Raw genomic sequence first — 15,631 nt, forward strand, 5'->3', positions numbered from 1 at the left:
ACGTCCTGTTAACGGCGCTGTAGTTGATCGAGCAGCGCGCCACCCTCGAAGTGTGTTTCCATTACTTCGTCCCAGCTACCAAATACGTCTTCTACGCTGAACAGCTCAGTTTCCGGGAAGTGGTCGGAAAGCTCTTCAACCACGGTTTCGTTATGTACGCGATAGTTAAAGTTCGCCAGCTGTCGCTGGGCATCTTCAGTGTAGAGATACTCAAGGTATCCCTGCGCTAAATCGGTATTGCCGTTGCGCTCAGCATTTTCAGTAACGACCGCGACGGGGAATTCGGCTAAAACACTCATGGGAGGAACGACCACTTCGTAGTCGTCGCTGCCATACTCTTGGCGAATATTATTCACTTCGGATTCAAAACTGATCAGCACATCACCGATACCGCGCTCTATAAAGCTGGTGGTCGCGCCGCGGCCACCAGTGTCAAAAACGGCCACATTGCCCAAGAACGTGCGCATAAAGTCTTGGATCTGCTCTTCATCACCGTCAAATTCCTTGTCGGCGAATCCCCATGCCGCTAAATAGGTGTAGCGCGCATTACCGGACGTTTTGGGGTTAGGGAAGACGACTTGAACATCTTCTTTTACCAGGTCATCCCAGTTTTCAATGCCTTTGGGATTGTCCTTGCGAACCAGAAAGGCCGTCGTGGAGTAGTAAGGCGATGCATTGTTATCCAACGCGCTCTGCCAATCCTCATTCGCCAAGCCAGCATCCGCCAGTACCTGAACGTCGGTTACCTGGTTAAATGTGACGACGTCTGCTCGCAGACCCTGCAGGATGGCACGCGCCTGAGCAGAAGAGCCGCCGTGGGACTGGTTAACGCTGATTTGTTCGTCATTCTGTTCTTGCCACCAAGCGATAAACTCAGGGTTGATCGCGCTAAATAGCTCGCGCCCAATATCGTAGGAGGAGTTAAGCATTTCGCGCTCTTGTGCCATGGCAGGGCTAGCGATGCTAGCGCCTAGTGTAATGGCAAGCAGGCTGCGACGGAAAAAGAGTGGCAGAGACATGGCAAGCTCCTTCTTTAAGCGGTAAACGATATGGATCGTAATTGGCATAAGATTAAACCTGACATTGTGGAATTACAATTGCGATTGTTATTCTTTTTAGAAATAACGGTGTGCTTGATTGATAAAGGGGCAGACACATGGTTGGAAATGATTAACTGCAATGGGTAGCCAAAACCGCGCCGTTTTTTCAATTGCTCTGTTAAAATGCCCGTTTTCCAGGGGCTTCACCAGGTTGTCGCTGCGCCACCTGGTAATCCCTCATTTCAATGGCTAGTCAGGAGTGCCCATGACCGCTGCGCATGATTTTTTAATTGCCCCTTCTATTCTCTCCGCTGATTTTGCACGCCTGGGGGAGGAGGTGGATAACGTGCTGGCCGCGGGCGCTGATATTGTCCACTTTGATGTAATGGACAACCATTACGTGCCGAACCTGACGATTGGTCCCATGGTATGTAAAGCATTGCGACATCATGGTGTAACGGCGCCTATTGATGTCCATTTGATGGTGAAGCCGGTTGATCGCATGATTAGCGATTTTATTGAGGCAGGGGCCAGCTATATTACGTTTCACCCAGAAGCGTCTGAGCATGTCGACCGCTCGCTTCAGTTGATTCGTGATGGTGGTTGCAAAGCAGGGCTGGTATTTAATCCGGCAACGCCGCTCTCTTATCTTGATTATGTGATGGATAAGGTCGATATGGTGCTTCTAATGAGCGTTAACCCAGGGTTTGGTGGCCAGTCGTTTATTCCTGGCACACTGGATAAATTGCGCGAGGCGCGTGCTCGTATTGATGCATCCGGTAAATCGATTCGTTTGGAAATTGATGGCGGCGTAAAAGCCGACAATATTGCCGAGATCGCAGCGGCAGGGGCGGATACCTTTGTGGCGGGCTCCGCTATTTTTAACGCGCATCAGGCCAGCGACCCACACGGCTATGACTCGGTTATCAAGAAAATGCGTGCGGCGCTGGCCAAGGTTTAAGACGCTTAATGTAGCTTCATGCGAGGCCTGAGGTAGCGGTTAATCTTATCGACTAGCCACGTAAGCCCGGTTTTCGGGACGCCATGGATCGACACTTGATGCATGCGATAAAGCGATGCGTAGCACTGGCGAGCAAACCAGCCTTCTAAAAAGAGGCCGCGCGACGCTGAGCTGCGCATCAGATTACCCACCGCGTCGTAGCGTGCCAGCGAAACAAGCGAGCCGTGGTCGCGGTAGTGAAATTCGTTAAGTGCTTTGCCTTCCAGCAAATGGTTGATATTTTTGGCTAGCAGTTTCGCCTGCTGATGAGCCGCTTGAGCGCGTGGAGGTACGGTGCCATCTTCACCCTGCGGGCAGCTGGCGCAATCACCCAAGGCAAAAATGCTGGGGTCATCAACACTCTGCAGTGTTTTTTCAACGTTAATCTGATTTTTCTTGTTGGTTGAAAGCCCCAGTTTGGTTAAAAACTCGGGGGCTTTAATGCCTGCCGCCCATACGTTTAAGTCGGTTTCAATGGTGTCGCCGTCGGCTGTAATGAGTTGGTTGGCGTGGGCTTCTTTAATCGCCGTGCCGATATGCACCGTTACGCCCATTTTTTCCAGTTCTTGTTGCACGGTCTGGCTAATGCGTTCGGAAAGGCCAGGCAGAAGTCGAGGGGCCGCTTCAAGGATATGCACGCTAATTTGCTGATGGTCCAGTGCGGTTACCCCGTAAGCGTTAAGTAAGCGCGAAGCGTCGAAAAGCTCGGCAGCAAGCTCAACCCCTGTGGCGCCTCCACCCACAATGCCGATGGTCAGCACGGTATGCTGACGTAATGAGGGATCGGTATAGCGCAAAAACGTATTGATCATCTCCCGTTGAAACAGCTTGGCCTGCTGGGGAGAGTCGATGAAGTGGCAGTGCTCGGCCACCCCTTGAGTACCAAAGTCGTTGGAAACGCTGCCCAAGGCAAGCACCAGGAAGTCGTATTTTAGCGTGCGCTCGGGGAGCACTTCATTGCCGTCTTCATCATAAATAGGCGATAAGTGTAGTACTTTCTGTTCGCGATCCAGGCCATGCAGTGAGCCGCGTTGGTAGCGGTAGAAATGCGCAGATGAATGCCCGCGATAATCCACCTCATCCATGCTGGAGTTTAAAACCCCCGTCGCTAACTCATGAAGCAGCGGTTTCCATACATGGGTTGCATTGCGGTCAAGCAATACAATTTCAGCGCGCTTGCGTTTTCCTAACGTATGTCCTAACCGAGTCGCAAGCGCTAAACCGCCTGCGCCGCCACCGACAATAACAATCCTGGGTATGGCCATTGGTTTCTCCTTGGCTAATCTGGCTTTAGCATAGAAGCTTCTCTCTCTTCTGACTAATGCGCTAGCGCCATGGACGCAGTAAGATGCTGAGCAATTTGGCTGGTTAAGACATTGAAAATGGTAGGCGTGTCATTGCCAATGCCTACATAAGTCAGCGTTAAGGGAGCAGGGCAGTGCACTCAATACTCGCGGGAAAACGATTAGTCGCGTTCGATTTAGACGGCACGCTGGTTGATTCCGTACCTGACTTGGCCGTTGCGGTGCAGAAAACGTTAGGTGAGCTTAATTTGCCCACACCTGATGGTGTTCAGGTGCGCGACTGGGTGGGCAATGGTGCGCCGATCCTGGTGGAGCGTGCACTTACCTGGGCGTTGGGCCGGTCTCCTGAGGAAGCGCTTCAAGCGCGCGCCTTTGATGCTTTTATGGCGTATTACGGTGCGGCACCGAATGCGTTAACGACGCTCTATCCCGGTGTAAAAACAGCACTTGAAGGGCTGCATGGCGCGGGCTTTACGCTGGTGCTTATCACCAATAAGCCAGAGCGGTTTATTGTGCCCATTCTTGATCACTTCGGGATTCGTCATTGGTTTACGCTATGGGTAGGAGGAGACACCTTGGCGGAGAAGAAGCCTTCCCCCTTACCCCTTTTACATGCCGCGCAGGCGTGCCAGTTTTCGCCAAGTGAGTGTCTAATGGTCGGCGATTCTCGTCACGATATTGCCGCGGGCAAGGCTGCCGGGTTTGCCACCCTCGCACTGCCTTATGGCTATAACCATGGCGATCCTATTGAACTCAGCCAGCCTGATTGTGTGATGGCGTCGCTGCTGGCGCTTGTCACTTAAGATTGACTGACTGAAAAAAGACTATTCCGGGCGAGCGCCACCTAATGCACCATGAATAAGCTCGGCGTTATAGTGCAGCATGGTGGGGTAGTCATCGGCTTGATCGTCTTGTGAGCTAAATGAGTCAACATGGAGTGGGCCAGCCAATGAGATGCCGGTGGCGCGTGACAACGCATCCATGTGGATACAGGAAACAGTGCTTTCATAAAATAGTGCCGGGGGGCGTGTTTTGGCCAGGCGTTCGTTCATCTCGGCCATTGCCCGGGCGCTACCCTGTGTTTCGTTATTCAGCCCCCAAATAGCGTCGTACTCAAAACCATAGGCGTGCGCAAAGTACCTAAATCCGGCCTCGCTGGTTACCAGGGAGCGGTTCGTTTTGGGGATACCTTCCAGGCGCTCGTTGATGGCCTGGTCTAACGTATCCAGCGCGCGATAGGTGTCCTCCGCACGGGCATAAAACGCCTCCGCTTTTTCGGGGTAGTGCTCGGCCAGCGTTTCAGCAATCACCTTGATGTAGGCGGCCGCACCTTTCGGGTCCATCCACATATGCGGGTCATTTGTGCCTTGGTACTGCCCTGTAATAATAGGGAGCGGCGCAAAGTCAGCATTTTCAGCCACGGCCTTTAGGGTAAGCGAATCATTTGCGATGGCCTCTACATGGCGTAGCCAAGGCTCTAGCCCAAAGCCGTTATAAAACATGATGTCGGCTTCTTCGATGGACAGCACATTGGGCGGCGTCAGTTCCCACGTATGGACATCCTCACCGGGGGGAACGATAACGTTTACGTCAATATCTTCGCCGGCAATGCGCTTGACCAGGTCTTCAAGTATGGAAAAAGAAGCGATAACGTTGAGTGTCGAAGCGCCTGCTAGCGGTGACACACTTACCAAAATTCCTAGCAAGAGCGTGCTTACCCAGCTCACTTGCTTTTGCATTTCACGCTCCCACTCGTTTGAAGGCTCAAGATAATAAAGACTGCTACGCTCTGTGGCTAGTTCCTCCCGGCTAAAAAAAATGGATATAAGTTGTTGTTCTTTTTGGCGTATGCATTGTGCAAACGCAATGTCGCTAGCGGTGCGGCTGTCTTTAGATAACTAACGTTAAAAATAGAGTGCTGGCCAGTGTTACTTGACCATTACAACCGTTTTCGCGCTGTAATAGCAAAATATAGCCTTAACGGCGAAAGTTGCTAACAGTAGCAATTGGGAAGGTTGGCTGAATGTGGTCTACCCTAGAGACTGTTTTACCCAAGGAGAAAGGCAATGAGCACGTTTTATGAGGTACAGGAGCGCAACGGTGAATTTCATGTCATTGATATACGCCCCGATGACTCTCAGGCCGATAACACCTCCGTTGTCTCCTACGCTACTCGCCAGGAAGCCGAGAGCGAGGCAAAGCGCCTCAATGAAAATTCACTTGGTTAACGGTTGAGGAAATATCGTTTCGTACCCTAACAGAAAGCCCAAAGGCTTGCTGTTAGGGGCTTGTTGTATAAGGTTATACCGTGCCTGGTATTACTTCTTTTTTTTCATAAAGGGGAGAACCCTGGCCGTGGCGTCAGCGAGCTGCTGATCAAGCGGCGTATGGTCCAGGCTGATAGCGGCTCTCGCTGCGGTATAGGTGCCTTTGTACTCCTTGGCGATCTCGCTATCGGTCATGTGGTCGGGTAGCTGTTCATTTTCTCGAATAACGTCAATGATGGCCTTATCCATGGCGCACTCCTTTTGATCGCACTTTTGTTGAACATGCTGTTGAGCATATTGTTCAGCGTACTTTTCAGCATGCTTTCCTGCATATTTTCCAGCATAGCCCAGTGCGACGAAAACGTAACTGCGCGCAACTGTCGTGGCGATTAACCTCGTCTGGCGATACAATCCAGCACACTTACGTAAAATCGCTAGCAATGGCATACCTGGCTAATAGTCTGGGTAACGATACGCTGATTGCCATGCAATAATTAAGGTAATCAATAGGCTATGCCGAAAAAAGTCTTGATGTTGGATAATAATCATAACGCTCTATAGCACTGTATATAACACCACGTATTGCAGCAGATCCCCCGCACACCCCCACCTCAACTGCATATCTCTCTATACCTCTTCATGCAAATTATCCCTCGACCCGGGTAACATTCTGGGTAACACTAAAAGAACACCCATTTTTGAAGAGCGTTACCCAGGTGCCGATCTCTGACACTAAAGCGCGCAAGGCCATGCCTGCAGATAAGCCCTATCGAATACCCGATACTGATGGGCTTTATTTGGATGTACGCACGACCGGGAAAAAATATTGGCGCGTGCGGTACTTTCTTCACGGCAAGGAAAATCTTTATACACCTGGTCAGTATCCTCATGTGAGCCTAAAGGAGGCTCGGGGTATCCGCGATTGGGTTAAAAGCAATTCTGCTGCTGGCATTGATCCCAAGGTTCTACAAAAGGAAGAGCGGGAAAAAGTTAAGCGGTCACAAGAAGACTCGTTCGACGCTATCGCGCTTGAGTGGCTGGAAAAACACTCTCCCCGGTGGTCCACGCACTACGCCAAACAAGTGCGGACAGGGGTTGAGCGTGATATGCGCCCCGCCTTTGGACACAAGCACGTTACGAAGGTTACGCCAGCCGATGTGCTTATGCTTGTGCAGAAAATTGAAGAGCGTGGCGCGCCATCAATGGCAATGCTGGTACGGCAGTGGGTGGGGCAAATATACAGGTATGCCGCAACGACCCTGCGCGCCGATCATGATCCATCAGCACCGCTGAGAGGGGCTGTTCAGAGGCCGCCGGTTAAGCACAGCACATCGCTAAGCGCTGCCGACTTAGCCACCCTGGCAAAGCAGGTTGATGACAGGGCGGGTTGGCGCATCAATGTAATCGCCATGCACGTGTTAATGAGAACAATGCTACGCACTGGTGAGCTACGGCAAGGCCGCTGGGAAGAGATAGACTTTATGCGGTGTGAGTGGCGGATTCCAGCCGAGCGCATGAAAATGCGACGCCCCCATGTGGTGCCTCTATCGAAGCAAGTCATAGTGCTGCTGCAGGAGTTGCATCGGTACACTGGGCATGGCGAGTTACTGTTCCCTTCGTATCGGCATCCCGCTAAGCCAATGAATAAAACGACTATCAACATGGCTCTTTCACGCATGGGGTGGGGTGGAAAGTTCAGCGGGCACGGCTTTAGATCCACAGCGTCAACGCTGCTTAACGAGCATGGCTGGCGCGGTGATTTGATTGAAAAGCAGCTGGCGCACATGCCAGGGGATCAAGTGCGCGCAGCATATAACCATGCGGACTACATGAAAGAGCGGCGAGAAATGCTGCAATGGTATAGCGATTTTATAGATGCACTCATGCAAGACGCAGCCGCGCCTCCTGTGCCTGAGCGTATGCACGCATGATCCACGCATCTACCTCTTCATCCAGCCACCGCACGCCGCCGGTGGCCATTTTCTTGCCTGGTGGGAATTCCCCTTCACGAATCATCGCGTAAACCTTGCTTTCACAATAGCCGACTTTCTCGGCAACCTGTTTCATTGGTAGAAGCTGTGCCATTTTAATCCCCTGTATACCGCTGTCCGTGCGGGCCGTGGCCCTGACCGTCACGCCACGCTTGCTCATTAAGTGCCGTGCTTTCGATGATTGCTTGCTGGCGCTCACGTTCGATTAGCTCCTGCACGCCGGGGTGTGCGGCAACGCGGCGCAGGTCTTCCAGTTCGTTTTGCTGGAGCTGGATGATGCTGTATGCCACGTCGGATAACTCCCACATATCCGCCGGGGTCTGGCCGTCATCGCGCACCTTGCCTAGTCCGTAGCAGTGCCCGCATGGGCGATCCTTGTTGCCCTTAATGTGGTCGTGGCCTGCACCCATACATACAGTGCAATCATTAGGCGCCACCTCGCGCCAGTTCTGCAGCCAATCCTGCCGCGTTGTCACGCTTTGCACGCTCAGACTCAGGTCGTCGTAGGCGACTAGCAACTGGCCCTCGAGCGGGCCGGTGCCCTGATATTGCTGCAGCTCGGCATATTTGCCACCGAGCTGGCGGTGGGTGTGGGTGGGCTGGGTCATGCTACGAACCTCGCTTCGGTGTAGGCTTCGATGAAGGCTTGCGCCGCTTCCGCATTGATCGCGTTGCCGTAGGCGCGCAGTCGCACCACGCGGGCGGCAGCCCCATCAACCAACGGCTGTGTGCCGGGTTCAACTGGCCGCCACTTTCCATCCCGGCAGAAGAGCCAGTCAGCATCACGCCAGAAGCCGTTAGTCGGGCAGGGCTGTCCTTGCATATCATTGCTACTCGCTGCCCTAGTGGTATCCCTGTGTCTTGCGGTCGCGGAGGTAACGTTCCTCTGCTTGCGTCGGTCGCGGTTGTTGTCGGCCATCCCGCCAGAAACATCTCGTCCTCTATCCGCGATCGAGCATTGAACATTCGGCTGGGGCTTCCGGTCGTGTGGCCGCTGTGAACTGATCGTGGCGTTCCCCACCCGCTCAGCCAAGCTGTTCGCCCCAGTAGTGAGTTTATTGGTACGTTGCTGCACTCCGTACCATCCTTCCAGTCCCTGGTCGTTGGTGTCGGCCACCCAGAAGGCGCGGTCTCGGATGTGCGGCGCACCGACGCCCGCAGACGGGAACGGGACACACCCGAAGGCGTAACCCAGGGTTTCCACGTCAGCGTGTACAAGGTCGATCCACGGCTCGACAGCTTTGCTTGCAACTTGCTCTCCAAAGATGACTGGAGGGCGATGCTCTCCGATGAGCCAGGCAAAATGTGGCCAGAGGTGCCGCTCGTCATCAAACCCGCTTCTTTTGCCTGCCGCGCTGAAAGGCTGGCACGGACAACTGCCGGTCCATACAGGAAGCTCGTCTGGCCATCCTGCTCGACGTAGAGCGTAGGACCACACGCCAACACCGGCGAAGAAGTGGCACTGTGTGTAGTTAGCGAGGTCATCGGGGGTAACATCCTCAATGGAGCGTTCATCAACATCGCCGGGTGCGATATGGCCAGCGGCAATCAGGTTGCGCAGCCACTGCGCGGCGGCGGGGTCGATTTCGTTGTAGTAGGCGGTCATTGGCTGGCCTCCTTTATCGATGCCACATAGGCAACCCACGCCTCTTTGTCACGCTCGGACGTGCTCACCGTGTCCGCACCAATTGCCCAGCGGGCTGGTTTTTCAGTGCCAGGGGCAAGAACGCAAACTGTGTCCCTGCCGAAGCCGTCGCGGTGATAGCTGGATACATCGGCGCCTGGGAACTTTGCTCTTGCTTCAGCCAGCGCCGCTAATTCCTGATCATGCTTGCGCTTTTGTTCGGCTACTTCGTCTTCATGGTGTTGCGCGTTGTAATAGATCCAATCGCCAACGATGACTGGGAGGCAGTCAGATTCAGGGTCTTCAATCTCGTCTTCGCTGATACGCTGGCCGCAGCATCCGCAACTGAGCCACCATCCTTGCTTAAGCATGGCTAGATGAGGAATGCGCCCAGTTCCAGCGTATTGGTCTGCCCATGGGGCCCGGCGACAAAAATCTATGGATTCCCACTCGACGTTTAATTCGCCAGCACCACGGCGGCGTGCTGAAGCGCTATTTGTGTCAAACACAATCACGCAGGTGGCTTCATAATCCTCTTGAACGTGATAGGCCTTAAGCTGGGCCGCTGTATTGCTCATGGCTCACCTCCAAGCATTTTGCTGGCGCTGGCAATATGGTTAAGCGGGCGCATAAGACCCCGTGAATTAGCCGCGAGTATCGCTTCTTTACGCTCCGCTGCTGCCTGTGCTCGAGCGCGTTGCTCGGCGTTGTAGCGTCGAATATCGAACGGCTCTACCAGTTCATCGCCGCGTTTGCCTTCGGCATGGCGTCGGGACAGGGTCGATACGCTGAGTTGGTGGCGCTTGGCTAGCTCGCTGAGCGTGACGCTCTCTTTTGTTTTGGGGTCGGTGGCGTAGATGGCAGTCATGCGGGCACCTGTTCTAGTTCGTCACGATGCAGGCGCGCGGTTTCCACAACGGTCATGCCGACGCGGTGGGCAACGTGCAGTTCAAGGTGAGCACCTTTCGAGGCTTCCCAGCCGGGCAGTAGGGCGATGGTGTCGCAGGTGAGCATGTCGCGTAGATCTTCACGCAGGTACTCTTCCCAGGTGAGTTCGCCCAGCTCGCTTTGCTTCTCGGCAGGGTTGACGACTTCATAGCCCAGCGCTCGCAGTTGTCCCGCTGCGCTGTTGAACGCGCCGAAGTTGAGGCCCGGCAGTCCCGTCATGGGGCCGCTGATGTAGATGCGTTTCATGACTCGGGCTCCTGCTCGGCTTCATCATCGGCTATGGCTTCAAGTACCGGCTGTTCGTAGTCCATGAGCTCGCACAATTCTTGAACGACACCCACCATGCCTTCCACTTCACGCATCGCGTTCATGCGCCAATCGTGCGCGCCGTCGTCACCGTCGTAGTCCTCAAGCTCCAATGGCGCAAAGTCGATGCCTTTGAATCGGAACTGGTGGGTAAGGCGAAACGACATCGCCGCCGGCGGGAAGGTCAGGCCGATCTCTTCCACTTCGAAACCGTCGCGTAGCTGGTTTAGTAGCTCGTCGTTATCGGCTAGCCATGTGCCTTTGTAGGTGACGACCTCGACCGGCTCGTTTGGGGCTAGCTTGCGACGAAGGCGAGCCATGTCGTCGGTGGCAAGACGGCCAAAGGGCAATACCTCTTCATCGGTATTGCCATTACTGCTAATCAACTGCTCAAGACGCGTGGTCACTCCGTTTTTAACGGCGCTGATGTGGATGGTGACCGTTTGCACCTTGCCTGCCAGCTTCACCAGGGTGTTCATCAGGCGCTTTACATCACCGGGCGATGTGGCATTCACGAACAGGAATTCGCTTTCGATGTGGTAGAAGGCCTGTACGTACCGCGTTTTCACAAACGCTTTCTTGCAGACTTCTACCGCGACATCGGCGTAAAGCGCGTCGTGCTCTTCCGGGGTCAGCGGCTCGCCGCGCTCCTCCTCGATCTCGGTGGCGCGCTTTGCCACGGCGGCTTGGATAGCCCCTGAGGGGATGATCTTCTCTTGGCAGCGCAAGCAGAGCGCAATGCCTGAGGGGAATTCCGCCACCAGCTCACCGGCAGCAGCCTCCACGAACGCATCACGGCGAAACTCTGTTTCTGCGATCTCGCCGTTCTCAGCGGCTTCAAGCTGCTGGCGCAGAAGCGCAACGTCAGGCAGCAGGGCTTTCAGTACGATGGCGTTTTTTAGGATGGTCATGTCTGATTCCTTAGTGATCGCGCTTGGGCGGCTGGTCGGTTTTCGCTGGCGCTGGCTTAAAAATTTGGTCGAACTGTTCTTCAAAGGTCATGGTTGGTCACATCCCGGCGTACATATATCGGTGCTCTTCATCGGCGGCGTAGTTGGGGTTGTGGTAACACCACTCGCTTTGGATGCGGTGGGGGTAGTGGTACCCATCGCAGTAACACGTCTTGTTTCGCCAGCCGCGCCCATCTGCCCACTTGTCTATTCGGAGTGAGTCGAACGCTCCGCAGCTTTTGCAGCGGATCCTGCGCTGGTATTCGTCCGGATGTTTCGCTTTTACCTGGCGGGCACCGCATGAGCGGCACCTGCAGCGACGGCGACGCCTGCCCACAGTTATGGCTTGGCCAAGTGCGTTGCGAGCAAACATAAGGCCTCCTAAAACTGAACAAGCTGCTGAATGGGCGCCGTCTCAGGCATCGCTAGCCGTGCTGGCGCTCGGTAGTCGTCGTCAATCGCTGGGCCTGCTGGGCGCATGCCGGGGCATTGCTCGGCAGCGATGCCGCGATAGTCGGGCTGGCCGGTGCGTTCGCTTAGAGGAACGCCGCGATGTTCTTCAAAGGCCCACACGGCCGCGTCGGTGCAGTAATCGGTTAGCCATTCCTCTTGGTCCTGCGCTTCGCCTTTTGAGAGGTGGCCCATGACTAGCACCGCAGCTACCAGGGCGCCTGCCCATAGGGTTTTTGATTGCTGGATGGTCATTGGGCAGCACTCCAGTAGGCTCGCGCGTCTTGCAGCATCTTTTCGAGGCGCGCTAAGGCTTTCCTGTTGGTTGCCAGCGGCGGCAGCAGCGCGGATTGAGCGAAAGGGCAAAATTGATCAACTATGCGGCTAGTAACTTGAAGGGAGACAGACCCAACCACCACCCGTAGATCAGCAACGCCGTGCTTGCTATCGCTATTTATTTCCATGGCCAGATCAGTCAGCTCATGAATACGGTTTCGCACCAGCTGCGCGGTGGTTCTCTCTACGATGTTCATGCGTACACGCTCCCCACATCGCGGCGTGAGACTGTGCGGCTAGTGCTAACGCGGGTTTGTGTGCGTGCCGGGGCACGGTGGCGCATGCCTTCGGCGTCGGGGTTAATGCCGCTGATGAGTAGGGCGAGCACAACCGGGGCGATCCAGCCGCGGCGCATGGCTTCGGCTACGGCGCCAGCGGCACGGTGTGCATTGAGGTAGTACAGAATTGCGGAGGATGTAGCGCTGATCGTGCGCGGCGAGCATCCGCGTACTTTGGCAATTTCCTTATGGGTAAGGCCTGCAGCAATACAGGCGATAACTTGAGCCTGGACGCGTGTGGGCCACTCGCTATTGCGCGGGCCAAAGCGGCACTTGAAGCCTTGGCATTCGAACTCTTGAGGTTCTGTTGTGATTTGCATGGTGTTTACCCTTGATTGCTTTAGGTAAAGTAAAGCAATGCTTTCCTTTTAAGTCAAGCGTAGCTTTATATTTTTATAAAGCCGGGTAAAGCGCACACAAAAAAGCCCGCTTTTTAGCGGGCTTGAGGGTTCGGTTATAATTTAGGTTATAAATTTCTGTCGTTTTAGCGCTGCCGCATTCGCATATCTGCGATCACCACGCCAATGATCTGGCAGTTGCCGTTAATCTCAAGGTAGGGATTGTGCCAGGCAGGGTTGAGAGCTTTTAGCATGCGCGGGCTGCCTGGTTCTTCAATTAGACGCTTGAAGGTGGCTTCGTTGCTCTCAGTCATTACTGCTACTACGTCGTCGTTGGGAAGCGCTACTTGATCGGGGTCAACAAAGATAAGCCGCCCAGGCGGGTAGTCGGGCATCATGCTTTCACCCACGACCCGTAGCACAAACGTCTGATCGCTGGCGCCCGGTGGGCGCGGGTACCAATTCGTTGTCTCTGGGTCGGTGTTGATGTCGCATACCTCGGCCCATTGGCCTGCCTGCACCCAGCTTATCTCTGGGCAAAGCCCTTTGAGGGTAGGCGCTGCTGACACTTCGATGGCGCTTACTGCGTATGGCCCTCTGGGCTCTCCAATGCTACCGCTGTAAAACCATTCAATAGGCCTGCCTGCTAACCGCGCTAATACCGATAGGTTTTCATTAGAGATCTTTCCGCTTTTCGGCCACTGGCCCACCGCTTGCGGGGATACGCCTGCAAGCTCTCCTATGTTCTGCTGCGTGTGCCCGTTTCCCTTGGCTAATTTGATCGCTTCTCTGATTCGCTCTTTAAAGCGCTCGCCCTTTTCCATGCCGCTGCCCTTTATAAGTTAAGCATTGCTTTAATTTTGACAGGGGTAGGCATAGGGGTGAAAGCAAGCTATGCTTTACAGATAAGTAAAGCTACGCTTTAGGTGATAAGCATGATCGAGAAAGCGATTGACCACTTTGGTGGGTCACGCTCTGCGCTGTGCAAGGCAATTGGTATGTCTCCCCAGTTCCTTTCACAGGTCTGCCGTGGGAAGCGTCCGCTGCCACCGCGCTATGCCGTTCTTATCGAGAAGAAAACGTTTGGAAGCGTTAAAGCCGCTGAGCTTCTCCCCGGCGTTTTCTCTCCTTCTGATGAGAAACAGTCTACAGCAGCCGCTTCCGTTGACGCATCGGTACCGCAGCCGTGAATTTCTATACAGGTGTTTGTGAGGTGTGTCTATGAGCCTTCACGCCATGCACTGGGCGCGGCAGTCTCTCAAGACGCTGCCCAGCGAGGTTAAAGCCCCAGCGCGGCTGGCGCTCATGCTGTTGGCTGATTACGCCGACGAACAGCACGCTAGCTGGCCGTCTATCAACACCATGGCGCTTGAAATGGGCTGTTCGGTGCGCAGCGTTCAGCGTGCGATTGACCTGCTTGAGCAACATGGCCTGGTACGTGTTGAAAGCCGCCAAGCGAAGAACGGCAGGCAGATGAGCAACCGGTATTTTCTGGCTGTCGCAGGGCTATTTGTAGGGTGTCAATCTGACACCCCCTCTATATCTGGCTGTGATGGGGAGGGTGACAATCTGACACCCTCCGAGGGTGCCAATTTGACAGGGGAGGGTGTCACCGGTGACAGGGGGAGGGTGTCACCCGTGTCACCCCTTGACTCTACCAATAGGACTCTACCACTAAACCCCTCTCTCACTGCGGGCGAACCTGAGCCAAACGTTTTCGAACGTGCAGCCCAGCAGGCCGACGATGGCGAACCCGCTACCGATACCGCACCACGAAAAACGGCCATGCACCTGGGCTGGGAGCCTGAGCCGGAAACCTACCGCGTTGCCTGCCTGCAGCGTGGCCTGTCAGCCGATGCCAACGTGCACGACGCGCTGATCGACTTCCGCGAGCACTTCGCCGCCAGGCCTCAACAAACCCTGACTCACGCCGATTGGACCCGCCGCTTTGCGCGCTGGGTTTCCGAAAACACCAAGCGCCAGCTAGCCCAGCAGCAGACCCCAAACAGCACCGGAGGCAACGCCCATGCAAACCGCCGCGACCGTACTCCCGCTCGCCGTCTCACAGCTCAGGAAGCCCGGGCACGCGCCGCAGGCCGAGAGCCAGCAAGCGCAGGCCAAACGTTCGAAGGGGAGTTCTACACCGGCGGTTACGTCGGCTGACGTGGACAACCTGTTCAACGTCATGGGCGAGCTGTTCGGCAACAAGTTCAGCAGCCAGTGGGGCGCGTTCGATGAAACCGGCGCCTGGTGGGCAGAGCTGCAGCACGTGACGCCGGGGCAGTTAGCGATCGGCCTACGCCGCGTACGCCAGCAGATTCAGGACGCAGCACGCCAGAGTGACGAGGTGTGGCCACCGATGCCCGTTGCGTTTGCCGCGCTGTGCCAACCCAAACCGGAAGACATGGGCCTGCCGGGTGAAGCCGATGCGTGGCGCGAAGTAACCGCCAATGCTCACCAGCCCCAGCGCCATCAGTGGAGCCACGAGGCCGTGCGCATGGCTGGGGCTGCCGTTGGTTGGTGGGAGCTGACCCACGGTGGCGGTGAGTCCCGCGCTAGCCGCATGGAGAGCCGTTTCCGCAAGGAATACACGGCGCTGGTTAACCGCGTGATGAACGGCGAGCAGCTGCAGGCCCGCACGCTGATTGGCCACGACAGCCAGTTAAACCGGGCAGAACTCGCAGAGCGCGCCAGCCGTGAAGCCGCCCAGCAGCGTGCCGAGGCGGCGGGTATGCCTGACCGTATGAATTCAGAACAAGGGCTACGCTCACTGCGTGCCGCTTTGGGAGGTCGTTAATC

At 55.2% G+C, this 15,631-nt stretch carries 23 protein-coding genes; 8 read left to right on the forward strand and 15 right to left on the reverse strand.

The annotated features are described in order from the left end of the window. Positions 1-8 precede the first annotated feature (8 nt). Complete coding sequence (gene cysP, locus ACT3RQ_RS12335; RefSeq protein ID WP_444680566.1) at positions 9-1,019, reverse strand: thiosulfate ABC transporter substrate-binding protein CysP; 1,011 nt, start codon at positions 1,017-1,019, stop codon at positions 9-11. A 286-nt stretch (positions 1,020-1,305) separates the two neighbouring features. Between cysP and rpe the strand changes: the two genes are divergently transcribed. Next, complete coding sequence (gene rpe / locus ACT3RQ_RS12340; protein ID WP_444680567.1) at positions 1,306-2,001, forward strand: ribulose-phosphate 3-epimerase; 696 nt, start codon at positions 1,306-1,308, stop codon at positions 1,999-2,001. A gap of 5 nt (positions 2,002-2,006) precedes the next feature. Here rpe and ACT3RQ_RS12345 read toward each other — a convergent pair whose 3' ends face one another. Then, a complete protein-coding gene (locus tag ACT3RQ_RS12345) occupies positions 2,007-3,305 on the reverse strand; it encodes an NAD(P)/FAD-dependent oxidoreductase (RefSeq protein ID WP_444680568.1) in 1,299 nt (432 codons plus the stop codon). Positions 3,306-3,478: 173 nt separating this feature from the next. On the opposite strand from ACT3RQ_RS12345, the gene ACT3RQ_RS12350 reads away from it, so the two are divergent. Continuing rightward, positions 3,479-4,147, forward strand: coding sequence for a phosphoglycolate phosphatase (locus ACT3RQ_RS12350; protein ID WP_444639486.1), 669 nt, complete (start codon positions 3,479-3,481; stop codon positions 4,145-4,147). 21 nt (positions 4,148-4,168) lie between these two features. Here the strand turns inward: ACT3RQ_RS12350 and ACT3RQ_RS12355 are convergent, their stop codons facing one another. Beyond that, positions 4,169-5,083: a metal ABC transporter solute-binding protein, Zn/Mn family gene (locus ACT3RQ_RS12355; protein WP_444639487.1), complete on the reverse strand. Its 915-nt coding sequence runs from the start codon at positions 5,081-5,083 to the stop codon at positions 4,169-4,171. Positions 5,084-5,410: 327 nt separating this feature from the next. On the opposite strand from ACT3RQ_RS12355, the gene ACT3RQ_RS12360 reads away from it, so the two are divergent. Continuing rightward, positions 5,411-5,572: a hypothetical protein gene (locus tag ACT3RQ_RS12360; protein WP_444621920.1), complete on the forward strand. Its 162-nt coding sequence runs from the start codon at positions 5,411-5,413 to the stop codon at positions 5,570-5,572. A gap of 90 nt (positions 5,573-5,662) precedes the next feature. Here ACT3RQ_RS12360 and ACT3RQ_RS12365 read toward each other — a convergent pair whose 3' ends face one another. Beyond that, complete coding sequence (locus tag ACT3RQ_RS12365) at positions 5,663-5,860, reverse strand: hypothetical protein (protein ID WP_172117096.1); 198 nt, start codon at positions 5,858-5,860, stop codon at positions 5,663-5,665. 449 nt (positions 5,861-6,309) lie between these two features. Here ACT3RQ_RS12365 and ACT3RQ_RS12370 point away from each other — a divergent pair, with 449 nt between their 5' ends. After that, positions 6,310-7,542 (forward strand): tyrosine-type recombinase/integrase, encoded by a 1,233-nt coding sequence (locus tag ACT3RQ_RS12370; protein WP_444680569.1) that lies wholly within the window; start codon positions 6,310-6,312, stop codon positions 7,540-7,542. Here ACT3RQ_RS12370 and ACT3RQ_RS12375 read toward each other — a convergent pair. Genes ACT3RQ_RS12375 through rdgC form a run of 7 tightly spaced genes read right to left on the reverse strand, consistent with a single transcriptional unit; the run spans position 7,493 to position 11,391 of the window. After that, entirely contained in the window at positions 7,493-7,696 is a 204-nt protein-coding gene (locus ACT3RQ_RS12375; RefSeq protein WP_444680570.1) for a helix-turn-helix transcriptional regulator, read from the reverse strand. The genes ACT3RQ_RS12370 and ACT3RQ_RS12375 overlap by 50 nt on opposite strands. Position 7,697: 1 nt before the next feature. After that, positions 7,698-8,210 carry a hypothetical protein gene (locus ACT3RQ_RS12380; RefSeq protein WP_444680571.1) on the reverse strand — a complete coding sequence of 171 codons (513 nt, stop codon included), beginning with the start codon at positions 8,208-8,210 and terminating at the stop codon, positions 7,698-7,700. After that, positions 8,207-9,247 carry a DNA cytosine methyltransferase gene (locus ACT3RQ_RS12385; protein ID WP_444680572.1) on the reverse strand — a complete coding sequence of 347 codons (1,041 nt, stop codon included), beginning with the start codon at positions 9,245-9,247 and terminating at the stop codon, positions 8,207-8,209. The genes ACT3RQ_RS12380 and ACT3RQ_RS12385 overlap by 4 nt, the downstream gene beginning before the upstream one ends. Beyond that, positions 9,205-9,804 (reverse strand): hypothetical protein, encoded by a 600-nt coding sequence (locus ACT3RQ_RS12390; protein ID WP_444680573.1) that lies wholly within the window; start codon positions 9,802-9,804, stop codon positions 9,205-9,207. Before ACT3RQ_RS12390 ends, ACT3RQ_RS12385 begins: the two co-directional genes overlap by 43 nt. Beyond that, on the reverse strand, positions 9,801-10,094 hold the full coding sequence (locus ACT3RQ_RS12395; protein ID WP_444680574.1) for a hypothetical protein: 294 nt from the start codon (positions 10,092-10,094) through the stop codon (positions 9,801-9,803). The genes ACT3RQ_RS12390 and ACT3RQ_RS12395 overlap by 4 nt, the downstream gene beginning before the upstream one ends. Then, a complete protein-coding gene (locus ACT3RQ_RS12400; protein WP_444680575.1) occupies positions 10,091-10,420 on the reverse strand; it encodes a DUF4406 domain-containing protein in 330 nt (109 codons plus the stop codon). Before ACT3RQ_RS12400 ends, ACT3RQ_RS12395 begins: the two co-directional genes overlap by 4 nt. Further along, positions 10,417-11,391, reverse strand: a complete 975-nt coding sequence (gene rdgC, locus ACT3RQ_RS12405) for a recombination-associated protein RdgC (RefSeq protein WP_444680576.1) — start codon at positions 11,389-11,391, stop codon at positions 10,417-10,419. The genes ACT3RQ_RS12400 and rdgC overlap by 4 nt, the downstream gene beginning before the upstream one ends. Here rdgC and ACT3RQ_RS12410 point away from each other — a divergent pair. Next, positions 11,390-11,650, forward strand: a complete 261-nt coding sequence (locus ACT3RQ_RS12410) for a hypothetical protein (protein WP_444680577.1) — start codon at positions 11,390-11,392, stop codon at positions 11,648-11,650. The genes rdgC and ACT3RQ_RS12410 overlap by 2 nt on opposite strands. Positions 11,651-11,811: 161 nt before the next feature. On the opposite strand, the gene ACT3RQ_RS12415 is transcribed toward ACT3RQ_RS12410, so the two are convergent. The 4 genes from ACT3RQ_RS12415 to ACT3RQ_RS12430 all read right to left on the reverse strand — a co-directional run bounded on the left by ACT3RQ_RS12415 (position 11,812) and on the right by ACT3RQ_RS12430 (position 13,656). Beyond that, entirely contained in the window at positions 11,812-12,135 is a 324-nt protein-coding gene (locus tag ACT3RQ_RS12415) for a hypothetical protein (protein ID WP_444680578.1), read from the reverse strand. Beyond that, positions 12,132-12,413, reverse strand: coding sequence for a hypothetical protein (locus tag ACT3RQ_RS12420; RefSeq protein WP_444680579.1), 282 nt, complete (start codon positions 12,411-12,413; stop codon positions 12,132-12,134). The genes ACT3RQ_RS12415 and ACT3RQ_RS12420 overlap by 4 nt, the downstream gene beginning before the upstream one ends. Next, positions 12,410-12,814, reverse strand: a complete 405-nt coding sequence (locus ACT3RQ_RS12425; RefSeq protein ID WP_444680580.1) for a LuxR C-terminal-related transcriptional regulator — start codon at positions 12,812-12,814, stop codon at positions 12,410-12,412. The genes ACT3RQ_RS12420 and ACT3RQ_RS12425 overlap by 4 nt, the downstream gene beginning before the upstream one ends. 164 nt (positions 12,815-12,978) lie before the next feature. Then, positions 12,979-13,656, reverse strand: a complete 678-nt coding sequence (locus ACT3RQ_RS12430; RefSeq protein WP_444680581.1) for a LexA family protein — start codon at positions 13,654-13,656, stop codon at positions 12,979-12,981. Positions 13,657-13,767: 111 nt separating this feature from the next. Between ACT3RQ_RS12430 and ACT3RQ_RS12435 the strand changes: the two genes are divergently transcribed. From ACT3RQ_RS12435 to ACT3RQ_RS12445, 3 genes are read left to right on the forward strand one after another with little or no spacing between them, the layout of a single operon-like run. Continuing rightward, positions 13,768-14,022, forward strand: a complete 255-nt coding sequence (locus ACT3RQ_RS12435; protein ID WP_444680582.1) for a transcriptional regulator — start codon at positions 13,768-13,770, stop codon at positions 14,020-14,022. A 31-nt stretch (positions 14,023-14,053) separates the two neighbouring features. Further along, positions 14,054-14,995, forward strand: a complete 942-nt coding sequence (locus ACT3RQ_RS12440) for a helix-turn-helix domain-containing protein (RefSeq protein ID WP_444680583.1) — start codon at positions 14,054-14,056, stop codon at positions 14,993-14,995. 1 nt (position 14,996) lies between these two features. Continuing rightward, entirely contained in the window at positions 14,997-15,629 is a 633-nt protein-coding gene (locus ACT3RQ_RS12445) for a replication protein P (RefSeq protein WP_444680584.1), read from the forward strand. The last annotated feature ends 2 nt before the right edge of the window (positions 15,630-15,631 follow it).

Source organism: Halomonas sp. AOP43-D1-4, from assembly GCF_052446175.1.
GTDB lineage: Bacteria > Pseudomonadota > Gammaproteobacteria > Pseudomonadales > Halomonadaceae > Vreelandella > Vreelandella citrativorans.

What these genes read in the sequence shown, in the direction of transcription:
- cysP (WP_444680566.1), bottom strand. Translation starts at nt 1,019, where the DNA reads ATGTCTCTGCCACTCTTTTTCCGTCGCAGCCTGCTTGCCATTACACTA.
- rpe (WP_444680567.1), top strand. Translation starts at nt 1,306, where the DNA reads ATGACCGCTGCGCATGATTTTTTAATTGCCCCTTCTATTCTCTCCGCT.
- ACT3RQ_RS12345 (WP_444680568.1), bottom strand. Translation starts at nt 3,305, where the DNA reads ATGGCCATACCCAGGATTGTTATTGTCGGTGGCGGCGCAGGCGGTTTA.
- ACT3RQ_RS12355 (WP_444639487.1), bottom strand. Translation starts at nt 5,083, where the DNA reads ATGCAAAAGCAAGTGAGCTGGGTAAGCACGCTCTTGCTAGGAATTTTG.
- ACT3RQ_RS12360 (WP_444621920.1), top strand. Translation starts at nt 5,411, where the DNA reads ATGAGCACGTTTTATGAGGTACAGGAGCGCAACGGTGAATTTCATGTC.
- ACT3RQ_RS12365 (WP_172117096.1), bottom strand. Translation starts at nt 5,860, where the DNA reads ATGGATAAGGCCATCATTGACGTTATTCGAGAAAATGAACAGCTACCC.
- ACT3RQ_RS12375 (WP_444680570.1), bottom strand. Translation starts at nt 7,696, where the DNA reads ATGGCACAGCTTCTACCAATGAAACAGGTTGCCGAGAAAGTCGGCTAT.
- ACT3RQ_RS12380 (WP_444680571.1), bottom strand. Translation starts at nt 8,210, where the DNA reads ATGACCCAGCCCACCCACACCCACCGCCAGCTCGGTGGCAAATATGCC.
- ACT3RQ_RS12390 (WP_444680573.1), bottom strand. Translation starts at nt 9,804, where the DNA reads ATGAGCAATACAGCGGCCCAGCTTAAGGCCTATCACGTTCAAGAGGAT.
- ACT3RQ_RS12395 (WP_444680574.1), bottom strand. Translation starts at nt 10,094, where the DNA reads ATGACTGCCATCTACGCCACCGACCCCAAAACAAAAGAGAGCGTCACG.
- ACT3RQ_RS12400 (WP_444680575.1), bottom strand. Translation starts at nt 10,420, where the DNA reads ATGAAACGCATCTACATCAGCGGCCCCATGACGGGACTGCCGGGCCTC.
- ACT3RQ_RS12410 (WP_444680577.1), top strand. Translation starts at nt 11,390, where the DNA reads ATGTCTGATTCCTTAGTGATCGCGCTTGGGCGGCTGGTCGGTTTTCGC.
- rdgC (WP_444680576.1), bottom strand. Translation starts at nt 11,391, where the DNA reads ATGACCATCCTAAAAAACGCCATCGTACTGAAAGCCCTGCTGCCTGAC.
- ACT3RQ_RS12415 (WP_444680578.1), bottom strand. Translation starts at nt 12,135, where the DNA reads ATGACCATCCAGCAATCAAAAACCCTATGGGCAGGCGCCCTGGTAGCT.
- ACT3RQ_RS12420 (WP_444680579.1), bottom strand. Translation starts at nt 12,413, where the DNA reads ATGAACATCGTAGAGAGAACCACCGCGCAGCTGGTGCGAAACCGTATT.
- ACT3RQ_RS12425 (WP_444680580.1), bottom strand. Translation starts at nt 12,814, where the DNA reads ATGCAAATCACAACAGAACCTCAAGAGTTCGAATGCCAAGGCTTCAAG.
- ACT3RQ_RS12430 (WP_444680581.1), bottom strand. Translation starts at nt 13,656, where the DNA reads ATGGAAAAGGGCGAGCGCTTTAAAGAGCGAATCAGAGAAGCGATCAAA.
- ACT3RQ_RS12435 (WP_444680582.1), top strand. Translation starts at nt 13,768, where the DNA reads ATGATCGAGAAAGCGATTGACCACTTTGGTGGGTCACGCTCTGCGCTG.
- ACT3RQ_RS12440 (WP_444680583.1), top strand. Translation starts at nt 14,054, where the DNA reads ATGAGCCTTCACGCCATGCACTGGGCGCGGCAGTCTCTCAAGACGCTG.